General features: G+C 28.0%; 17 protein-coding genes and 5 tRNA genes. 6 read left to right on the top strand and 16 right to left on the bottom strand.

Annotation, left to right across the window (positions count from 1 at the left end):
- Nucleotides 1-2: 2 nt before the first annotated feature.
- The 4 genes from ACR82Z_RS01015 to ACR82Z_RS01000 form a co-directional block, all read right to left on the bottom strand.
- Nucleotides 3-602, bottom strand: coding sequence for a hypothetical protein (locus tag ACR82Z_RS01015; RefSeq protein ID WP_435130005.1), 600 nt, complete (start codon nt 600-602; stop codon nt 3-5).
- Nucleotides 595-1,674: a hypothetical protein gene (locus tag ACR82Z_RS01010; protein WP_435130003.1), complete on the bottom strand. Its 1,080-nt coding sequence runs from the start codon at nt 1,672-1,674 to the stop codon at nt 595-597. The genes ACR82Z_RS01015 and ACR82Z_RS01010 overlap by 8 nt, the downstream gene beginning before the upstream one ends.
- A 1-nt stretch (nt 1,675) precedes the next feature.
- On the bottom strand, nt 1,676-4,240 hold the full coding sequence (locus ACR82Z_RS01005; RefSeq protein WP_435130000.1) for a DNA topoisomerase (ATP-hydrolyzing): 2,565 nt from the start codon (nt 4,238-4,240) through the stop codon (nt 1,676-1,678).
- A gap of 93 nt (nt 4,241-4,333) precedes the next feature.
- Nucleotides 4,334-5,833 carry a hexose phosphate transporter gene (locus ACR82Z_RS01000; RefSeq protein ID WP_435129997.1) on the bottom strand — a complete coding sequence of 500 codons (1,500 nt, stop codon included), beginning with the start codon at nt 5,831-5,833 and terminating at the stop codon, nt 4,334-4,336.
- Nucleotides 5,834-6,108: 275 nt separating this feature from the next.
- On the opposite strand from ACR82Z_RS01000, the gene ACR82Z_RS00995 reads away from it, so the two are divergent.
- The 5 genes from ACR82Z_RS00995 (at nt 6,109) to ACR82Z_RS00975 (ending at nt 12,934) form a co-directional block, all read left to right on the top strand.
- Complete coding sequence (locus tag ACR82Z_RS00995; protein WP_435129993.1) at nt 6,109-8,079, top strand: DHH family phosphoesterase; 1,971 nt, start codon at nt 6,109-6,111, stop codon at nt 8,077-8,079.
- Between the two features lies 1 nt (nt 8,080).
- On the top strand, nt 8,081-8,539 hold the full coding sequence (rplI, locus tag ACR82Z_RS00990) for a 50S ribosomal protein L9 (RefSeq protein ID WP_435129990.1): 459 nt from the start codon (nt 8,081-8,083) through the stop codon (nt 8,537-8,539).
- The gene (locus ACR82Z_RS00985) at nt 8,526-9,977 is read left to right on the top strand and encodes a DnaB-like helicase C-terminal domain-containing protein (protein ID WP_435129988.1); all 1,452 of its coding nucleotides are present in this window, start codon (nt 8,526-8,528) and stop codon (nt 9,975-9,977) included. Before rplI ends, ACR82Z_RS00985 begins: the two co-directional genes overlap by 14 nt.
- A 40-nt stretch (nt 9,978-10,017) precedes the next feature.
- Nucleotides 10,018-11,241 (top strand): CNNM domain-containing protein, encoded by a 1,224-nt coding sequence (locus ACR82Z_RS00980; protein ID WP_435129985.1) that lies wholly within the window; start codon nt 10,018-10,020, stop codon nt 11,239-11,241.
- Between the two features lie 82 nt (nt 11,242-11,323).
- Nucleotides 11,324-12,934 (top strand): CTP synthase, encoded by a 1,611-nt coding sequence (locus ACR82Z_RS00975; RefSeq protein ID WP_435129982.1) that lies wholly within the window; start codon nt 11,324-11,326, stop codon nt 12,932-12,934.
- A 240-nt stretch (nt 12,935-13,174) separates the two neighbouring features.
- On the opposite strand, the gene ACR82Z_RS00970 is transcribed toward ACR82Z_RS00975, so the two are convergent.
- From ACR82Z_RS00970 to ACR82Z_RS00935, 8 genes are all read right to left on the bottom strand, one after another.
- A tRNA-Leu gene (locus tag ACR82Z_RS00970) sits at nt 13,175-13,259 on the bottom strand.
- 31 nt (nt 13,260-13,290) lie between these two features.
- A tRNA-Thr gene (locus ACR82Z_RS00965) sits at nt 13,291-13,366 on the bottom strand.
- A gap of 3 nt (nt 13,367-13,369) precedes the next feature.
- Nucleotides 13,370-13,445, bottom strand: a tRNA-Val gene (locus ACR82Z_RS00960).
- A 4-nt stretch (nt 13,446-13,449) separates the two neighbouring features.
- Nucleotides 13,450-13,525 (bottom strand) — tRNA-Glu (locus ACR82Z_RS00955).
- A gap of 5 nt (nt 13,526-13,530) precedes the next feature.
- Nucleotides 13,531-13,605: transfer RNA gene (locus ACR82Z_RS00950), tRNA-Asn, on the bottom strand.
- Between the two features lie 168 nt (nt 13,606-13,773).
- Complete coding sequence (locus ACR82Z_RS00945) at nt 13,774-13,911, bottom strand: hypothetical protein (protein WP_435129979.1); 138 nt, start codon at nt 13,909-13,911, stop codon at nt 13,774-13,776.
- A gap of 27 nt (nt 13,912-13,938) precedes the next feature.
- Complete coding sequence (locus tag ACR82Z_RS00940; protein WP_435129976.1) at nt 13,939-14,847, bottom strand: 1-phosphofructokinase; 909 nt, start codon at nt 14,845-14,847, stop codon at nt 13,939-13,941.
- Complete coding sequence (locus ACR82Z_RS00935; protein ID WP_435129974.1) at nt 14,847-16,913, bottom strand: PTS fructose transporter subunit IIABC; 2,067 nt, start codon at nt 16,911-16,913, stop codon at nt 14,847-14,849. The genes ACR82Z_RS00940 and ACR82Z_RS00935 overlap by 1 nt, the downstream gene beginning before the upstream one ends.
- Nucleotides 16,914-17,183: 270 nt before the next feature.
- Here ACR82Z_RS00935 and ACR82Z_RS00930 point away from each other — a divergent pair, with 270 nt between their 5' ends.
- Nucleotides 17,184-17,903 carry a transposase gene (locus ACR82Z_RS00930; RefSeq protein ID WP_435129971.1) on the top strand — a complete coding sequence of 240 codons (720 nt, stop codon included), beginning with the start codon at nt 17,184-17,186 and terminating at the stop codon, nt 17,901-17,903.
- A gap of 28 nt (nt 17,904-17,931) precedes the next feature.
- On the opposite strand, the gene ACR82Z_RS00925 is transcribed toward ACR82Z_RS00930, so the two are convergent.
- The 4 genes from ACR82Z_RS00925 to ACR82Z_RS00910 form a co-directional block, all read right to left on the bottom strand.
- A complete protein-coding gene (locus ACR82Z_RS00925; RefSeq protein WP_435130632.1) occupies nt 17,932-18,171 on the bottom strand; it encodes a DpnII family type II restriction endonuclease in 240 nt (79 codons plus the stop codon).
- 885 nt (nt 18,172-19,056) lie between these two features.
- Nucleotides 19,057-19,359, bottom strand: a complete 303-nt coding sequence (locus tag ACR82Z_RS00920; RefSeq protein WP_435129968.1) for a transposase — start codon at nt 19,357-19,359, stop codon at nt 19,057-19,059.
- Between the two features lie 35 nt (nt 19,360-19,394).
- Nucleotides 19,395-20,039 carry a DpnII family type II restriction endonuclease gene (locus ACR82Z_RS00915; RefSeq protein WP_435129965.1) on the bottom strand — a complete coding sequence of 215 codons (645 nt, stop codon included), beginning with the start codon at nt 20,037-20,039 and terminating at the stop codon, nt 19,395-19,397.
- A 1-nt stretch (nt 20,040) separates the two neighbouring features.
- Nucleotides 20,041-20,868 (bottom strand): DNA adenine methylase, encoded by an 828-nt coding sequence (locus ACR82Z_RS00910; RefSeq protein ID WP_435129962.1) that lies wholly within the window; start codon nt 20,866-20,868, stop codon nt 20,041-20,043.
- Nucleotides 20,869-20,881 lie beyond the last annotated feature (13 nt).

The raw sequence follows: 20,881 nt of genomic DNA, 5'->3' as shown, positions 1-20,881 counted from the left end.
CACTAGTGTGGTTTTTCTTTTATCGCTTGCTCATAGATATTTTCGATATCCTTAAGAGTTCTTGTAATTTTTAAATCCTCTAATTTAAAATCTACTTTATAACCTGATCCTGTTGCCCTTTTACTTGTTTGTTCTTTGCCTCTAAAATGAATATTTTGAATCTTACCATTAATTTTTACTGTCCCGTATTTTATAACTAAATCATTTTTAACTTTTTGCAAACCAAACTTAAAATCATCTTTATGGATAAAACTAATATATAAGTCATTTGGTGCAATATCCAAGAATGCTATAACATCCCAAGACTTATTTTCTTTAATCCCTTCATGCTGAAACTTATTACTAACATCCAAGGTTGCGGTTTTTATTTCTATTTTAATTCCATCTACTACCATATCTCAATCACCAAATCCATCTTGTTGATAGATAACTTCCTTATTTAATTCCTTAAATATAGTTGTAAAAAACTTTTCTCCGACTCTGCCTCTTTGATCAATTTGGATTTTTCTGATGTTTGCAAATTTATCCGTTAATTTCCAAGGATGTTTGTTAATTTCTTCATCAATTAATCCAATCAATTCTTCATAAATACTTTTAATCATTTTTTATCCGTTCTTCAACAGCATCAATAATAAGTTGTGTTCTAAGATTATTAGCAAAGTTTGTCGATTTAAAACTTTTAGATTTTCAATCAACACTTTCAATTATTTTTTGTATCCTTTGCTTTTCTTTTAAAATAACAATACCATATCCTCGATTATGTGGTAATTTAGAGAAACATGTTTCTAAACTAACTTCTGAAAATGTTGTAGATGGTAGATAATAATCACACTTATCCAACATTTTAACATTTCTTTTTGAACTCGGTGTAGAACCATTACTTAACGAATATACTTTTATCCACTCACTAATTTTTTGAGATGGTTTAATTGGCTTTACACTATGAGATGGTAGTTTTGTTCATATCTGAAAAATACTTTTAACATTAATAATCTTGTTATTTGGATAATGAAATTTGTCATCATTTACCTTAAATTCTGCTGCTAAATAAAAATTCTTGTTTATTCTTAGCATCGGTGATCCTTTACCATTAGAATTAAAGAGTGGAGGTAAAATAAAACATATAAAGTCACAAAATTTTGCTGCATGATTGATAAACTGTAAAGCAAGTTGTCCACGAAGTCCAAAGGGTGGATTTCCAATAACAATGTTTCTTTCGTTTTTAGGATAATATTCTAATCAATCCTGTTTGATAATACTCTCTATTTGTGGTTCAATATCAAATGCATAAGTTTGATTAAATAATTCCTTAGGAAAATTATTAGAAAAACTCCCATTTCCAGCCGATGGTTCTATTAAGTCATATTCTTTTAAGTCTATATCATAGTGTTTTTTAATAAATTTAACCGTTTTTTCAATCATTTGTTTAGCAACCTTTACTGGCGTAAAAAACTGATCCATATTTTTATAATACTGCTGCTCATTAAAATCAGCTTGATATTTATGATTTAAAAGTTTATTTATATGGTTAAAGTAGTTGCTTGGTACTTCTTGCTTTAAAATTCAACGATTTATTGTCCCAGTATGTAGGTTTCATAACTTTGCTATATCATTTATCGAATGTAAATTCAATATTTCGCTTTTGAATACATGGTATAAGTGTTTTTTATCCATATTATTTTAATCCTAATAATTTATCCACACGATCTAGCAAAGAATCTAAATCCTTTTCTTTTTCTTTAACTTTTTCTTCAGATTTTTTTATATTTTCATCGTGTTTTTTTATTGTTTTAACACTAAAATCACTTAATGGATCAATATTTTCTTGCTTCTGAATATCATTGATAAAAATATGTTGAATATTATTAAAATCTATATAACCTGTTTTTTCTTTTATTTCTATATATCCTAAGTATTTAATTAAATTATGTTCTATGGATTGGATTAGTAATTCTTGTTTTCTGCTAATATTTGCAACTTTAATATTAGCACCTAATTCCTTGATTCCTGTTATTTTTTTTCCTTTTACTAATTTAGATGTCATAGGTATTTTTGAGCCCTTTATTTTGTTTCAATAACCTTGTTTTGAAACAAATAAATATTCATCATCTAAATTAATTATTCTAAAATCACTAACTTTATCACTGAGTGACAAGTAAACACCTTTTATCCCTTTTGCTTTGGTTCCATAAGTATTAATTTCTATTTCAGGATAGCAAGTTATTAGTGATTCATCGGAAACTATTAAAAGATGGTTTTGGTTATTTGATAAATAAGCACCAAGCATAACATCATTATCAATTAAAGACATTGCTACATAAGTTTTATTAACTCTTTGGACAGCAAAATCACTTAATTTAGTTCTTTTGAAAAATCCGTTTTTGCTTCCAGTGACAATAAATAAATCAGAATTTCAATCTGCTACTTCAATCACAGAGACAATCTTTTCATCTATTTTAAGGTTGAAAAATTCTTTTAAAGATGTTCCATAATCTTTTCATTTATTTTCAGTTATTTTATGAATAGGTAGAATTATGTAATTACCTAAATTAGTAAACACTAGTAAATTATGCATTGTATTCATTTTAGATATATGAATAATGTTGTCATCTTCTTTAAGATAATAATTGCTTAAATTATTATTTTCTTGTGTTTTTTGACTAAATCTTTTAATATAGCCATTTTGCGAAACACAAATATAAACATCTTCTTCTTTAATTAAGTCGGTTTCTTTATGTGAAAAATCAAAACTTTCAGTTTCTATCAAAGTTTTTCTCGGACTAGCAAACTCTTTTTTAATTTCATTAAGTATTTTTATAATAAAATTATTAAATTTTTGTGGATCACTAAGCAATTGTTCAATATGAGCAATTTCTTTTTCTAAATCTTCTTTTTCTTTTAAATATGCCTGTTTATCTGTCTTACTTAAACGGTACAATCTTAACTCAGCGATTGCTGTTGCTTGAATTTCACTAAATGCAAAATAATGCATCAAATCTTTTATCACACCTGCTTTTGAACCTTCTGATTGACGGATAACTTTAATAACTTTATCTGTAATTTCAGAAACTTTAATAAAACCTTTAACAATTTCTAAACGTAATTTGTTCTTTGTTAAATCATATTGCAATGTCTTGATTTTTATATTCTTAACTTGCAATGAATAACTTTCAAGCATATCTAATAGAGATAAAAGTTTAGGTTGATTATTTTGAATCACAGTATTATTATATGAATAAGAAACCTTAAGTTGTGTTTTTTGGTATAAATATGATAACACACTTTGTTCATTAACACTTGGGTGCATCGTAATAAGAATATTTATTCCATTTCGATCAGATTGATCCTTAATTTCAATTACCCCATCGATTTCACCTTTGTTAATTAATAAATCAATTTCATATACCAATGCTGATTTAGCAACTCCATAGGGAATCTGTGTAATTTCTATATACTTATAATTATCTTTTGTATATAAATTACATTTACTATATAAATGTATTTTTTCTTTTGGATTATTACCAAATTCAAAAGCATCATTAATCCCTTTGATTCCTTTGATAATCCCACCTGTCGGAAAATCTGGTCCAAAAATGTATTTTTGAACTTCTTTTAAGGTTATATAAGGCTTTTTGATTTTTGCAATAGTAGCATCAATGACTTCACTAAGATTATGTGGTGGTAAATCAGTAGCCATACCAACAGCAATTCCTTTTGCTCCATTCACTAATAATGTAGGAAAAATTGATGGTAGCACAGCAGGTTCTTGCTCACTATCATCAAAGTTAGGAATAAATGCAACAGTATTCTTTTTTAAATCATTTAAAATATATTGACATACTTTTGATAATCTTACTTCGGTATAACGCATTGCAGCAGCAGGATCATTATCTACTGACCCGATATTTCCATGCATATCAAGTAACGGAATATTTGATTTTCAAGACTGTGACATATTAACCATCGCTTCATAAACCGATGAATCACCGTGTGGGTGGTATTTACCAATAACATCACCTACTACTCTAGCTGATTTTTTATAAGACTTATAATAATCAAGACCTAATCCATACATTGAATATAAAATCCGTCTTTGAACGGGTTTTAACCCGTCTTTAATATCCGGTAATGCTCGTTGTTGGATAACATATTTTGCATAGCGACCAAATCTTTCTGCCATTATTTTATCTAATGATTCATTGATTATTTTATCTATAATTGCTTTTTCAGTTGCACTCATATAACTCCTTAATTCTTTAATTATATAATTTATTCATGTATTTTATTAAAAACAACAATTCCATAGAGTTGTTGTTTTTATGTAAGTCTTTGCTTAATTTTTATCTAGGTTTTTTCTTTTACCTAAAAAACCAAAGATCTTTTTCATTCAACTTGGCATCGATTCTGCATTTGGATCTGGTTCGCGAAGCAACAAGGTACCAAGTACAGAAATCAATCCAAAGACAATAATTAAGATAAACTGAATTATTGAATATTTAAGTGTATTTGGATCAACTTGTCCTGCAGCAACTGGATTTACACTCTTACCAATTAATGTAACAGCTGAAATAATAATTAATCCAACTGTAAACATTAAGTATCCAAATCCTCAAATTAAACTAAACATTCAACCAATGGTTTGTGGGTCACGTTCTGGATATTCGTGTGGTAGATTAAGCATAACACCTTGAATTCCTCAAAGACATAATCCGGTGATAAATGCGAAAATGTAGAATATTACTTGTGAACCAATGCTTCCGTTTGAAGGAACAATTCATTTGGTAAATACAACCATTGAGAATATGTAAAATAATATTCCGAATGTTAGAGCAAATACTTGATAAAGTTTACGTTTTAATTTAAATCTTGATCAAAGCCCGATTGTAATAGGACCTAAAAACACTGCTGCTCAATAAATAACTAATCAAATATTTATTAGTTTTTCTAAAGGAGCAGAAGCAATTTCTTTTGTTGCTTTATCAAAGTTTCTAAGTGTTGTTAAATCAATAAATAATCTTTTAGATAAAACTTGTGGAAGTACTACTGCGCATAATCATCCACCATAAACTAAAATTCAAATGTATGTTTGCTTTTTCTTCAAATACATTCATAAAAATACGAATGGATTAGGTTCTTTTGCTCGCTCTTGTGCTGTTTTAATTCCGAATCTAGAACCAACAAAAATGAAAATAAGCAATGGTATAATGTTTAATGCACTAATTACAGTAAAAATGATTTGTCATGCACTTTTTACATCATTAGGATTTGCTGCTAAAAATGTTACAACTGTTATAATTGAACCAAGAGGGAAGAATCAAATCCCAAATTGTGAAACTATTGATTTAGTTTTTGCATTAAAGAATCTAGCAACAACAGGCTGAGTAAGAATAATCAACATTGTTCCACCGATAGCCATCAAAGTTCTAAAGATAACAAAACCTACATATCCACCTTGAGAAGCCGGAAAAATTCATTGCGCTGGAATACCTATTAAAGTCAAAATAAATGCTATAATAACTGTCCAACGATGTGCTAATCTAGTTAAAATAACAGCAACTAATATTGAACCAATCCCGCGACCTATCGTAATACCTCAGTTAGTTGCTTGATTAGTTAGCTGAAATGCAGCATTATTTTCTATATTAAAATGTCCTAGAACTCCAGGTGTGCCTTTTCCTCCACCATTGAGCAACCCACTAAAACCAAAATTTACAACAAATAGTGTATAACCAAAAGAAATTGAAATTCATAATAATAATCCATAGAATAACTTTTTCTTAGGTGACATACTTTCGATGTTATCTAAATGTAACATCTTTAATATCGTTTGCATAATACACCCTTTCTGAGTCTTAAACTCTATTAAATTATAAATTGAAAATTATAAATTAAAATATTTTTACATATTTATAATATTTATTTTGCATATAATATAAAAATATTTGCACATTTATTAGTCTGTTTTACTTTTAAAGGTGTTATTTAGTAAAAAAACTAGATTTAATGTGGATAACTTCAAAGTTATTCACAAGTTGATTCAATTTATATGAATATAATTTAGATAAAATAAATTATTGTATAATTAAACAAATATAAGGTAAGGTATCAATGAAATCGAAGCAAAAATTATGATTTTTTATTACATCAGGAATATTGTTATTTATTTTAATAATAGTTCTTTTGGTAGTCTTTATTAATTTGCAACCACAAAAATGACATCTTGTTTTAATAGTTATTGCTCTTTTCTTTTCTTTAATCTTAATTACTTTTATTTTATATTTTGCTATTATTAATTTTGCAAAATCACGCGAATTAGTAAAGCATTCATTTAATCGTTTTGTTGAAAAAATAATTACTAATAACTCAATTGGTTTAATTATTTATGATACCTCCGCTGAAGTAATTTGGATTAGTGAATTTATTAAAAATAACTTTCATAATGATTTCATTGGACTAAAAATTACAGATGCAATCGAAAAAATTGATGCAAGTGTTAAAGGTAAAATTAAATATAATAACTCAGAAAATATAATTTTACAAAACAATAATAATTATTATGAAGCACAATTTTGACCATTAGATAACACAGTTGTAATACGAGATACCACTATTAAAACATTATACAAAAAAGAACTACACGAACAAAAACCAGTTATCGGTGAATTGGAAATAGATAACTACAGCCACTACCAATCAATTTTCTCTGAAGAACAACTTTTTAAAATTAATAAAGTTATTATTGATGCATTAAACGAATCGGTCGAAAAATATAATTTAATTTATCGTCAATATACAAATGGTAAATTTATTATTCTGACTAATGAATTTTCTTTAACAAAACTTAAAGAAACAAATTTTGAAATTTTTACTAAAATCAATGATCGACTTATTGATAAAGAAGTTACAAAACTTTCTGTTTCTTTAGGCTTAGCAGTAGGTTGAAGTTCATTAGAAACAAAACTTTCACAAGCAAAAAAAGCACTAGTGCAAGCTCAATCACGGGGAGGGGAACAAGTTGCAATCTTCTCTGATATTAGTAAACCACAGTATTTTGGATCATACACCGAAATATTTGCAAATAAAAATCGAACCAGAATTAGTGGTTTAGCACAAATTATCGCAAATAAGCTTAGCGATGATAAAATTAAAAATGTTGTTATTTATGGACATAAATGAGCAGATTTAGATGCAATCGGTTCTGCTTATGGAATATATACAATTGCAAAAGCTTTTCAAAAGGATGCATATATTTCTATTACGACTATGGATAATACAACAAAAAATTTCTTACAAGCAACCAAAAAAAATAATTTATTTATCAAATCTACACAAGCAAATAATTTAACATCTGAAGATTCATTGGTTTTCCTAGTAGATAACTCTGACCCTGAAAGAACAGATAACATTGATGCATTAGTTAATACAAATCGTGATAATGTTTTTGTTATAGATCACCATAGACTAGGGAAAATTATTGATTTTTGTCCAAAAAGCAATCTATATGTAGATACAACTGCATCTAGTGCATCTGAAATAGTCACCGAAATATTAATGTTTTTATCTTATAAAGTTGATGTTAACAAAGAAGTGGCACAATGGCTTTTAAATGGTATTTATTTAGACACATCACAGTTTTCTAAGTCAGCATCAAAACGTGCTTTTGAAGCAGCTGCATGATTAGAATCGTTGGGTGCTGAACCAAACATTAGTGGTGAACTTTTAAAATATGATGATGAAACAGCAAAAAAAGTAAAAGCATTGTTAGAAAATATCCTTGAAATTAAAGATGGATATTATCTTGCTTATTCAAATCAAGAAGCATCAAATGATGTTATCTCAATAGCTGCAAATGAAGTACTAAAAGTGCGTGGTCGTCGTGCTTCATTTGTAGTAGGTAAATTACCTAATTCTAAAAGATATAAATTAAGTGCGCGCGGAATTGATACAAACGTACAAGTAATTGCAGAAATGGTCGGTGGAGGTGGACACTTTGCAACCGCTGCAGCAGAATCTGATGAAGATTTAGAAACATTCGCAAATAACATAAGACATGCAATTACAGTTGTTGAAAGGACATAATATGAAAATAATTTTATTAAAAGATTGTAAAGATGGTAAAGCTAACACTATCATCGATGTAGCCCCCGGATATGGAACAAATTTTCTAATTCGTAAAGGATTAGGTGTTGCACTTAATGTTCAAACAAAAGTACAATTAGAAAAGAGACTTAATGATTTAGTTGCTAACGAACACGAAAATCGCACCAACGCATTAAGACAAAAAGAAAAACTTGAAGATATAACCTTAAAATTTCAATTAACAGCAAATATTGATGCTAATTCAAATTTAAATGTACATGGTTCGGTTTCTACAAAAGATGTTGATAAAGAACTCAAGGAATTAGGATTTAAACTTCCAAAGCATTCTTTGCAAAAAATTCATTTAGTTTCCGAAGGAAATCACGAAATCGATGCTACCTTATACAAAGACATTGTTGCTAAAATAAAAATTCAAATTATAATTAATGTTAAAAAATAAATTTAAAAAGCCTTTTTATAAAAATTTTGAAGATCTAAAAATTAAAGCCTACAATAATACATTATTTGTTGATAAGAGCGTTGAACGTGAAATGCTTGCACTTATTTTAACAGATGATGAAAAGCAACATTTGGGTTGTGATTATTTAGATATTGACGACTTTTTTATTCCTGAGCATAAGCAACTTTTTGACTTAATCAAATACAAACGTAGCAAATCTTCTCCTCATCCTACTTTTTACGGTTACATTGAATTGACTGAAACATTAGAATCTGATGTTTCACTAAGAAATCGTTATTCATTAGTAAATGAAGCCTTATTAAGTTCCCTTTCTACACAATTTAATAATCAATCTAATTTTAATTATAATGTTGAAAAACTAATTGAATTAACCCGTTTACGTGCATTAGAAGTTTTTTATGGAGAAAGTTTACAAGCATTTAAAACTAACAACGAAATTTCTTGGGAAAACTCATTAAATGACTTTGAAACATTTATTCTTACACATAATGAGCGGGGATTAAAAAACAGTTCGTTTATTTCATTAAATGATGCAACAGATAGTTTTATTGAAAAACTTGAACAAATGATTCAAAGTGGTGATGTTGATGCAGCATTAGTTTTTAGTGGTTTTGATGCAATTGATCAATATACCAAAGGATTCAAACCAGGTCAATTTATCGTATTAGGAGCTCGTCCGGGGGTAGGAAAGACTGCATTAGCATTAAACATTGCCAAAAATATTACAAAAGACCCAAACAAATCATGTGCTTTTATTTCACTGGAAATGCCCGTGCATGAATTAGTTTCACGTTTTTATGCATCTATTTCAAATATCGAATTGAATAAATTACAAAACCCCAAATTTTTAAAGCACGATGACTTTATGAAATTACGAAATATCGCTGCTATTACCAAGGAACAGTCTAATTTATATTTTGATGATGTTGCTACAAGCAAAATTCAGGATATCATTTGAAAAATAAAGCAACTGAATAAAGATTTAAATGGTGGTTTAAGTTTTGTAATTGTTGATTATCTGCAACTTGTCAGCAGTGATGGTCATGGTGGTAATCGTAATACTGAAGTTTCTGCTATTTCTCGATCATTAAAAACAATGGCATTAGATCTTAAAATCCCGATTATGGCACTATCACAACTTACTCGTAATGTAGAAAACAGAGAAGATAAACGTCCACAATTAATAGATTTACGCGAATCGGGTAGCATTGAACAAGATGCAGATATTGTAATCTTTTTATCTCGCACTATCTTAGATAAAAAGAAAAATCAAAATAGTAACGATATCACCGATGAATACAAATTAACTGAAGTAACAATCGCAAAAAACCGTAACGGTTCACCTGGTTATGCAGAATTATTATACGAAGGAAGAATTGTTACTTTTAAGGAACACGAATTTAGAAAGGACGAATAATGGACCCTTATTCCACTAGTCAGAATCCTTATATAGGAGTATGATGCATTTTATAGTTTTACCATTTTTACTGCTTCTATTTATTCTATCAGCAATTTATAGTGGTTGCGAAACAGCTTATTCTACTTTTTCAAAAGCAAAAATCTATGAAATGGAAGAAAATAAAGAGCGAGCAAGCAAACTTATTAGCAAGCATACTAAACGTTATAATCGGATTCTGACAACTATTTTAATCGGAAACAACCTAGTTAATGTTATTTCATCAATTCTGACATCGTGATTTTTATCACAACTAATTCCTAACAATAATACTTTATCTATTATTATTTCAACTGCTATTGTAACACCTTTACTAGTTATTTTTGGTGAAATTACACCGAAATTATTAGCAAAAAAATATCCAAAAAAATACTTACAACTTTTTAGTTGATACATCGATGTATGTTACTGAGTTTTTTGAATTTTAACTTGGCCGATTTCAAAAATTTCAAAACAAGTTTATGTAACAAACTCTGAAGAAGATTTAAAAAATATGATTAACCTTGCCCAAAGCGAAGGTGTGCTACAAACTGGAGAAAGTTTACTTGCTAAAAAAGCATTAGATCTAGATTCTACCAAGGTTTTATCTCATTATATAAAACTTAAAGATGTAACAATACTAAATTATCGGTCAACTGTTTCTGAAGCAAAACAAGTATTTAAAGAAACAAATTATTCAAGGATACCAGTTGTCAAAAAAAATGAGTTAATAGGAATAGTATTATTGAAAGATATTTTTGATATCGAAAAAGGTCGGATTGAAAAATATGTAAAATCTGTTCCTTTTGTCTCTGCTAATTCAATATTATCATCCGCCCTAGAGAAAATGCGTGCTGCCCGCGCACATATGGCATTTGTTGTAGAAAATAATAATTCACCTGATATTGTAGGAATTATAACTATTGAAGATATTATTGAAGAAATTATTGGTGAAATTTACGATGAATATGATGATGATGAAGAAATTTATGAAATTTCACTTGAAAAATCAAGAGTAAAGGGTAATGTCGTAATGCACGATCTTTTCAAACAACTTGAGCTTTCTGCTGATTTATTAAATGAAAACGAGAAAGAACTTACTTTATATAAATGATTTTCTCAAAAAATACATCGAGATCGTTTATATAAAAAATCACGTTTTGTTTTAGAAAACAAAGTTGTTTTTAAAGTAATTGAAGCACAAAAAGATGATGAAAAAACATTAATAGAAGTGTCTATTATTTAGCCAGCTTTGCTGGTTTTGTTTTTAATAAATAATTTACACTAAAATAATAGATTAATTTATAATATAAAAACAGAGGTATTTTATGTCAAAATTTATATTTATCACAGGTGGTGTTATTTCAGGGTTAGGCAAAGGTGTTGCGGCAGCATCAATTGGAAACCTGCTCAAAGCAAAAGGTTATAGTATTTTTGTTTTAAAATTAGACCCGTATTTAAATGTTGATCCAGGGGTGATGTCACCATTTGAACACGGTGAAGTTTATGTTACTGAGGATGGTGGAGAAACTGATTTAGACCTAGGACACTATGAAAGATTTATTAATGAAAACTTTTCAAAGGATTCGAATTTTACCAGTGGACGTATATTTCAAAACATTCTTGAAAAAGAGCGCAAAGGTGTTTTTAAAGGTAAAACTGTTCAATATGTCCCGCATGTAACTAATGAAATAATTTCTGTTATAAAAAATATAGAAAAAAAATATAACAGTGATTTTGTTATCATCGAAGTTGGTGGTACTGTTGGTGACATCGAATCAAATCCTTTTATTCATGCTTTATCACAAATGGGTTATTCAAATTCTAACGACACTTTCTTTATCCATGTTACATATGTTCCTTTTTTAAAAACATCAGGTGATTTTAAAACAAAACCTACACAGTTTTCAGTATCAACTTTAAAAGGTTTAGGTGTTAAACCTAATATGATTTTACTACGTTCTGATGATTCGCTTCCAAACGAAATAATAAAAAAAGTTGCATATACTTCTTTATTAACCGATGAATATGTGGTTTCTGTCCCTGATTTATCAAATATTTATGATATTCCTTTATATTTAAATAAAAAAAATGTTGCTTCGAATATCTTAAAATATTTTAATATGCAAGATAATCAGGCAAAATTAGATGATTGAAAAGCATTTGCTCGTAAAGTTGCAGCTAACAAACAAAAATCACTTGTAATAAAAATGCTAGGTAAATATACAAGTTTTTCAGATGCATATAAATCAATTAATGAAGCACTAAAAATTTCTGCAATTGATTTAAAAATAGACATAAACTTAGAATATGTTGATTCAAGCACCCTGAACGAAGAAAATATTAAGCAAATATTATCAAATGCAGATGGAGTTGTTATCCTTCCCGGTTTTGGTATCCGTGGGTTTGAAGGAAAAGTTTTAGCAGCAAAATACACAAAAGAAGAAAAAATCCCTACTTTCGGGATATGCTTAGGAATGCAGGCTATGACAGTCGCACAGGCACGCAAACAAGGTTTAACCAATGCTACTTCTCGAGAATTTGCACAAGGTGAAAACGAAATTTATGTGCTCGATTTTATTAAAGGGAAAAGTGCTAAAGATAATTTGGGTGGAACCTTGCGTCTTGGTGCTTATGAAACTGTATTTAAGCCTAATTCACTCATTAGTAAATATTATAAATCGGATTCTATTTGAGAGCGTCACCGTCATAGATATGAAGTTAATTCAGCATATATAAATAACATCCAAAGTGATGACTTTATATTTAGTGGTTTTCACCCTACTTTAAAACTTGTGGAGACCTGTGAAGATCCAACCCAAGATTTTTATATTGGGGTACAATATCACCCAGAATTTACTGCGCGACCATTACAACCACATAAATTATTTACTCGCTTTTTGCAAAGTGCAAGTAAATTTAAAGATAAAAATGTATAAAAAAGATGCTTTAGTTGATAAGACTAAAGCATTATATGTACATATATATGGAATTAATTTTTTACAAAATATTTATTACAAAATTACTTTTTTTAAATTATAAGTGATAAAAAGTTTGATAATTGTATAGAAAAAAATATAAGAAGTTGTCTATAGTATATGAAAGGTTTAACTATAAACGATTAAAAGCTTAAAAAAATAAAAAATATTATAAATTAAAAATTAAATTAAAATTAAGAATGGTGCACGAGGAGGGACTCGAACCCTCATGCCGTAGAGCACTAGAGCCTAAATCTAGCGTGTCTGCCAATTTCACCACCCGTGCAAGGGTAGTTTTTGTGTAAAAAAACTCGCTTTGGTGCCGTCTATAGGACTCGAACCTACGACCTACTGATTACAAGTCAGTTGCTCTACCAACTGAGCTAAGACGGCATATGGTGGAAGATAAGGGACTCGAACCCATGACATTCGCCTTGTAAGGGCGACGCTCTCCCAACTGAGCTAATCTTCCAAAATGGCAGTCTGTACGGGAATCGAACCCGTGCATGCATGGATGAAAACCATGTGTGTTAACCGCTTCACCAACAGACCATAAATGGCGCCGATTATTGGGATTGAACCAACGACCAACTGGTTAACAGCCAGCTGCTCTACCGCTGAGCTAAATCGGCATTTGCATTTAATAAATTGCTAACTAATTATAGCACAATCAAAAAATAATCAAAATTTGTTTTTTATTTTTTGTCCAATCCTTTGTGTTTATATATTATAACAATAAAATCATTTTCTTTAAATTTTTGATATAGTAAAACACACATAAAATGTGTGTTTTGATGTTATTATACATTTGAAAAAATTGCTCATAGAATCAACACAATAGCAACACCTACAGTTAATCCTATAATCAAAGGTCAAATTAGTCTTACATTTGCTAATTTATTTTTTTTATTTACTTTTTGAATTTCTTGTTTTTCCATAATTTATCCTTGTTTAAATATTATACATTATTTTTGGATAAATACATTTGAAAGAAATTTTTTTGTTTCCTTCTTATTTGCTAATCACTTACTAGTAACAGTTGCCATTGATGCTGCACCTGCTAATAAAAAAGCGTTTTCGCTATTATTATTCTTTAAATAACTTGCAGCAAATATTGAAATCATTGTATCACCTGCACCAGTTGCAGAAACTAAGTCAACCTTTTGATTAATTTTTAGAGAATAAAAATTTTGTTTTGAATCTAATAAATATGCACCTTTTTCACCATTTGATACTATTACATTTTCAGCACCTAAATTTTGTAATTGTTGCATAGAATGTTTTATATCATGAACTGAATCTGATAAACTAGCAAATATCATCTTTAATTCATCTATATTGGGTTTAATTAAAAATGGTTTAAATTGCAAAAAATTAATAAAATTTGAACTCTCTATATCCAAAACAACCTTTATATTCTTTGAAGAAACAAATTCGAGTATCCTCAATAACAGTTCTTCATCTGCTTTACCCATAAGCATTAAAACATCATCCTTAGTAATTTTATCAAGTTCTTTAAATAACTTGTTTTCTTTGTCTGCATTAATCAATGTTTTTGGTCCGTTGAGTTCAAAATCAGTTGTTTTTCCATAGTATTTAATATTAATGCGAGTTTTTTGTTCTGTTACTATGTTTAAAACATCAAGTTTTTCTTTTGAAAAAGTATCTTTTTGGAACATATCAAAAGTTTGTGAGTCAAAAAATGTTATTGCTTTATTATCAAAACCGTGTCTTTTTAATACTACTGATGCATTTAAACCCTTACCACCAGGTAAAAATTCGAATTCACCATAACGGTTCACTTTCTTTAAATCAAAATTTTCAGATGTAATGAATAAATCTATTGAAGGTGATAATGTAAGTGTATAAATCATTAATTTACCTGTGGTTTTTGTTTTTTAGGGAATTTTTTATTAATATAACTTGCAAGTCAAATAGTACCAGCTGATGCGAATGAACCAGCGATTAATGCTAATAAGAAAAATACTATACCTAATCCTATTGATAAACCAATATTATTACCAAACAATGATGAACTTGCTAAGAAGATAACGAAGATTCCACCGTGTGGAGCAATTATATTAACTCCGAGAGCTGCTGTAATTAAACCAGCAACAACTCCACCGACAATATTTGCAGGAATCATAATCTTTGGATTTTTTGCTGTATACGGAATTGCTCCTTCTGAAATAAACGACAATCCAAAGAGAATGCATGATCATTTACCTGCATCACGATCTTCTTTTGATCATAATTTCTTGGTAAGAAACATTGACACTGATATTCCAAGTGGAGGCACCATTCCGGCAGCCATAGCGGCAGCCATTGGTATAGAACTTGTTCCTCCAGAAATTGATAATACCCCGAAAATATATGCAGCTTTATTTATTGGTCCACCTAAATCAACAGCCATCATTGCTCCAATGATAATTCCTAATAATCAAGCTAAATATGGTTTGCTTTCAAATAATTTTAAGAATAAATATAATCCCAAGTTAATGTAAATTAAAACTATATTTACACCTCAAAAGATAATTGAAATAGCAAATGTTGAAATTAAAGGCATAAATAAGATGTTCTTAATCCCTTTCATGCTTTCTGGTAATTTACCAAAGACATATTTAGCAAAAACAATTACCATTGCAGCAGCAAAGAATGCACCTAATATTCCACCAATGAATCCGGACCCTGTTTCAAGCACTTTATCTGCATCTGCGCCTGCTGCTTTAATACTTTCACCTAAGAATCCGTATGTTTTAGCAAGTTGCCCACTTGCTATTGCTCCAACTACAAATCCAGGTAGCAATCCTTGACGACCTACAATTGAAAAAGTTATATATGCAGTTAAAATAGGAACTGCCAAACCAAGCCCAATTTTACCAATTTGGAAAATAATATTTGATACTGGTGCATTAAATCCGAAACTTGATAAAAATTCTTTTGAATCAACATTAGTTCCATTTGATGAGCCAATAATTAAGTCAATAATGAATGCAATCGCAAGCATAATACCACCAAAAATAATAAATGGTAGCATATGTGAAATCCCAGACATCAATGAACGATACATTTTTTTAGCAAATCCATCAAAAGTCATTGCTGCTTCAGTTTGGTTGCTTGGTGCATTTATTCCTTGTAATTTATTTCCTTGTTTATCTAGTATCTTCTTAATTTGTTGCTCTGGTTTATGAATTGCTTTTTGAGTTGATATTTCGATAACATTATCACTATTAGCAAATCTTGATTTTTCAATCTCGCGATCTACTGCTAAAATAACACCTTTAGCATTTTTGATATCATCATCAGTTAGTTTATTATCAATCCCATCGGCTCCTTGTGTTTCAACTTTAATTTTTACATTCATTTGCTTAGCTTGCTCATACAATTTTTCTTTAGCCATAAATGTATGTGCAATTCCAGTTGGACAAGCTGTAACAGCGACAATATCGTAAATATCATTATCTGATTTTGTATCAGTTTGTACATTTTCAAAACTATCAATTAGGTTTAAAAATTCATCTGCAGTCTTTATTTGTTCTAGTTTATTTATAAAATCTGCTTTAATTAACAAACTTGATAAATTAGCCATAATTTGCACATGTTTGCTTGAACGATCATTTTTAGATAAAACTATTCCAAAAATATATTTGATATTTTGATTATCAATAGAATATCAATTCAAATCTGAGGTTCTTATAAAAACAAGGGTATTTTTTAAGACAATATCATCCCCGATATGTGGCATTGCGATATGGGCACCTATACCTGTAGTTGCTTGATTTTCACGTTCTTTAAACAATGCTAATGCTTCGTCTTTATCCGATACATATCCTTTATGATAAAGTTCATTAGATAAAAATTCTAATGCCGCATCTTTATTAGCAAAACTTTGATCAAAAAAGATAGTATCTTTTTGTTCGAATAATTTTGTGATTTTCATTTTTCTCCTTTCTTTTTTGTGTATTAAATAATAACAAAAAAGCAAAAAGATGTAATTAATTATTCAAAAATTTAGTGTTTTAACTTATTAGCAAATTTATTTTGTTATATAATTAACAAGTTATAAATAAAAGGTTTATAAATCATATATTTACTTTTATATCTATATCATAGACTTAAAAGTAGAATATATAATTTTGTTATTTTTATAATAAATTAATTTTATACCTTTAAATTTATAATAAATAAAGTGTATTTATAAGGAGAAACTATGAAAAAACCAATCTTAACACAAGAGCAACAACTTGATATTCTAAAGCAACAAATGCAATTCTTTATAGATTATATTTTAAGAAGTGAATTATATAGTTTTATTAAAAATAATCGGAAAATTCATGGATCAAAAAATTTTAATTCCAAAAATGGTTTTTACGAGCGTACCCTGAATACACAAATAGGTAAAATAAAAATTTATCATCCTAGACTAAGAACAACTAGGTTTGTTTCAGTTTTTATCCAAAAATATAATCGCGAAAGTCCTGCTTTTTTACCTAATATTTTCTATTCATATGCACACAATGTAAAGAGTTCTGATAAAATAGAATATTTATCTAATATTATGTCTAGTTACGACAAGGAAATTCAAAATAATTTTGTACATGCAATTATAAACAATGCCTGCGATTTTATGCAAACACCAATAGAAAAAGTTTGTGATTCGCTTTATTTAAATAAAATAAATATCAAAAATGACTTTGATGATAAATTTAATGAATATTACTATTTAATTACTGAGAACTCTAATAATCATCAGATTATATGTATTTGATTAAATGATGATAAAAACGAAAACTACTGAACAGTAGTACTAAACGACTTAAAACAACGAGGTTTACAAAGAATTAAACATATTTACAGCAATAATCATAGATTCAATAATGAAGCTGTAAATATCTTTGGAAAAGTTGTTGTCCATAATAATTTAGAATAATAAACTACCTAACTACCTAGGTAGTTTATTATTCTAACATCTTTAATAAAGTGTTTTTAAAATCCTGTGAAAGGGTTTGACTAAAATTAAAGAATTCTATTTTTCCGTTCATCTTATTAAGCAAATTATCTTGATTCTTTCAAAATGGCCCATCTGTTATCAAGATAAAATTTACTCCTTTGCTAACTAATTCATTTTTTCTATTTATATAACTATCTATAATCTCAATTGGTTTGGAACCAGAATTTAAGAAGAAATTAACTTCAATATTTAAAATTGGCTATTTATGTTTTAAATGTGTGTTTTTAAATAATTTTAAATGTTTTTGTTAAAAAACTAAAAAACAACTTATTATTTAATTTAAATTCTTATTTTTTGTTATATTTTAAGAATCCAAAAAATCTTTTTGTCTTATTTTTACCTGCTTGTTAAAAATTTATTTAAAGTTTATCATCATTGAATAATGATTTCCTTTGTTTATTCTTGTTCACTTTACCCAATTTATATACTTATCTAAATTTTTACTTGAAACTCCGTTATATACATTTTCAATTAATTCTTTAATCTTGCGATGAAAATTATTAACATTTTGTATATGTAATTTTTCCCTTACACTTTTTGTTTTATCTGAATTTTCTTTATAAACAAAAGATTTTTTCTTAGAAGCACCAACAATATAATGAGATGCACCTATCTTATTTATAAAAGGTTTATATGATGTTTCCCCATCAGTTATAAATTTTGCAGATTCAGGATTTTTAACTTTGTATTTAAAAGCAAAATATAGTTTTTCTGCAGAAGGTTTACCTTTTCCTAAATAAGAAATTGCGATTCCCCATTTCTATCAACCATAGTAGAAACACAATCTAAATCACTATTTATACCTCTTTTTGAGTTATAGTATAAAGATTTTCCACGTTTTCTTGCTGCTCTACCTATTCCGTTCTTGTGTCTACCTTTTTTACATCAAGAAAATATATTTCGTCAAGTTCGATTATTCCACTACTGACATCTGATTCTTTTTGCTTAGATTTAATAAAATCTAATAATTTATGTCTTCAAACAAAAGTCTGTTTTTAAATTAATTCCACAAATCATGCCAGTTTCTTTAAGTGTTAATTTCTTTAAATGACACTCAAGAAACATTTGATATTTAGACTTGATGTGTTTTTCTTAGCCTTTCAAAAACTGTTCCAGTGCAATTACTAAAAGTTTTCTTACAATCTAAACATCTATAACGAGGCATGTTGTTTGTTGAACCGTGCTTGTGTATCTTTACAGATCCACATCTATGACAATATTTAGGTTTTTCTATTGTTATATCTTTACTATTATTTCATGAAGTAATATAAGATGCTAATACTTCTTTAACATCATTCGGAAGGTCAGTAAATGACTTTATTCATGAATTTGCCATTAATTTTAGTTGTTTGAGTTTTTCATCTTTTGTTGACATTACTAAATTATACATTATTTTCAAATAAAACACATTTAAAACATATATAGCCTTAAAATTTTTTCATTTTTAATGAGCATAAAATCACCTACTTTATGTAACGATTTTATGCTATTTATCTTTTTAAAATTCTGCTGTGAAAACAAATGAATATTATATTTTAAACATATCTTTTTTAGTTGTTGATAACATCTTGCTTCAAATCAATTTCCACTTCTATTTTTTCTACCATTAGAATCTAAACCGACTAAAATACCTGTAACATAGTCAAAAACAGAAAATCTAAGTATATTTACAAAAAGATTTTTTAATCCTGTTTTGTTAAACAATTCAAGGTATTCATCTATTTTGCTGTCTGTTAATATTATCTTTTCATTAAAACTATATTCTTTTATAAAATCAAAATCATCTATAATTTTAAAAACCTTGTTTTTGGAAAGTTGTTCTCTTTCATTTTTGCTTAATGCTAATAAAAGCGGAAAAACTGAAATGATGTTTGGATTAGTATTTAAAAGTTGCTTAAAAACTTCATTGAAATTAGGGTTTTGAATTAAAACATCCATTTTTTTTAACAAATCCTTATACTTATCTATTTGTAAAACATTATCTCAATTTGTAAAAAATAAAAAATTTCTGTTAGTCACTAACAAACTGCTTTTAAACTCTTCAATATTAGTCATATTAATAATTAGTAATAATAATTTCTTCCCCTGTTCTTTTGTTTTTATCCCTGTTTATCATTCTTTTAACAACTATTACCTCTTTGTTAAATCCTTTATATAACTGATTTATTAAGGGTGTATTATGATTTGTAATCATAATCAGACATCCTTTTTTATCTAATTTTTTAACTAATTCTGAAAGCCTAATATGATCATCTTTGGTGAATCCTGTTTTATTATATGCTACAAATATTGCATCGCCAACTACATCATAAGGACTATCAATAAAAATAAAATCTCCCTTTTTTGCTTCATTTAATACTTCTGCAAAATCATGATTCATTATTTTTATCTTTCGATTTAAAAATAATGAAACATTTTTAATGTTTTCTTCGCTAAAAGATGGGTGGTTTTGATTTCCATTGAACGGAACATTAAATTCTCCTTTGGAATTAACCCTATATAAGCCGTTAAAGCAGCGTTTGTTTATATATACAAACATAGCTGCAAGTTGCATATCATATTCATTTTTAAGCAGTTTCTGGTTATATTTTGCTCTTATGTAATAATAATCTTCTTTACTGGTATATTTTTGATCATATTTGCTTAATTGATTAATAAATAACTTGTAATTATCTTTGATGTTTTTATAAACATTAATTAATGCAGTATTAATATCATTGATAAAATATTCTTTTGCTTCAATGGTAAATAATACAGCACCACCTCCTACAAAGGGTTCAAAATAACGATTTATATTTTTTGGTAGTTTTTGCTTTATTTTATTTAATATTTGTCTTTTTCCGCCTGCTCATTTAACAAAAGGCGATATTTTTTGAGAATCCATAATTTAATTTTAT

It is taken from the genome of Mycoplasma sp. 6243, from assembly GCF_051200785.1.
Taxonomy (GTDB): Bacteria; Bacillota_I; Bacilli_A; order Mycoplasmatales; family Metamycoplasmataceae; genus Mycoplasmopsis.
This window is presented reverse-complemented; position numbering and strand designations above follow the sequence as displayed.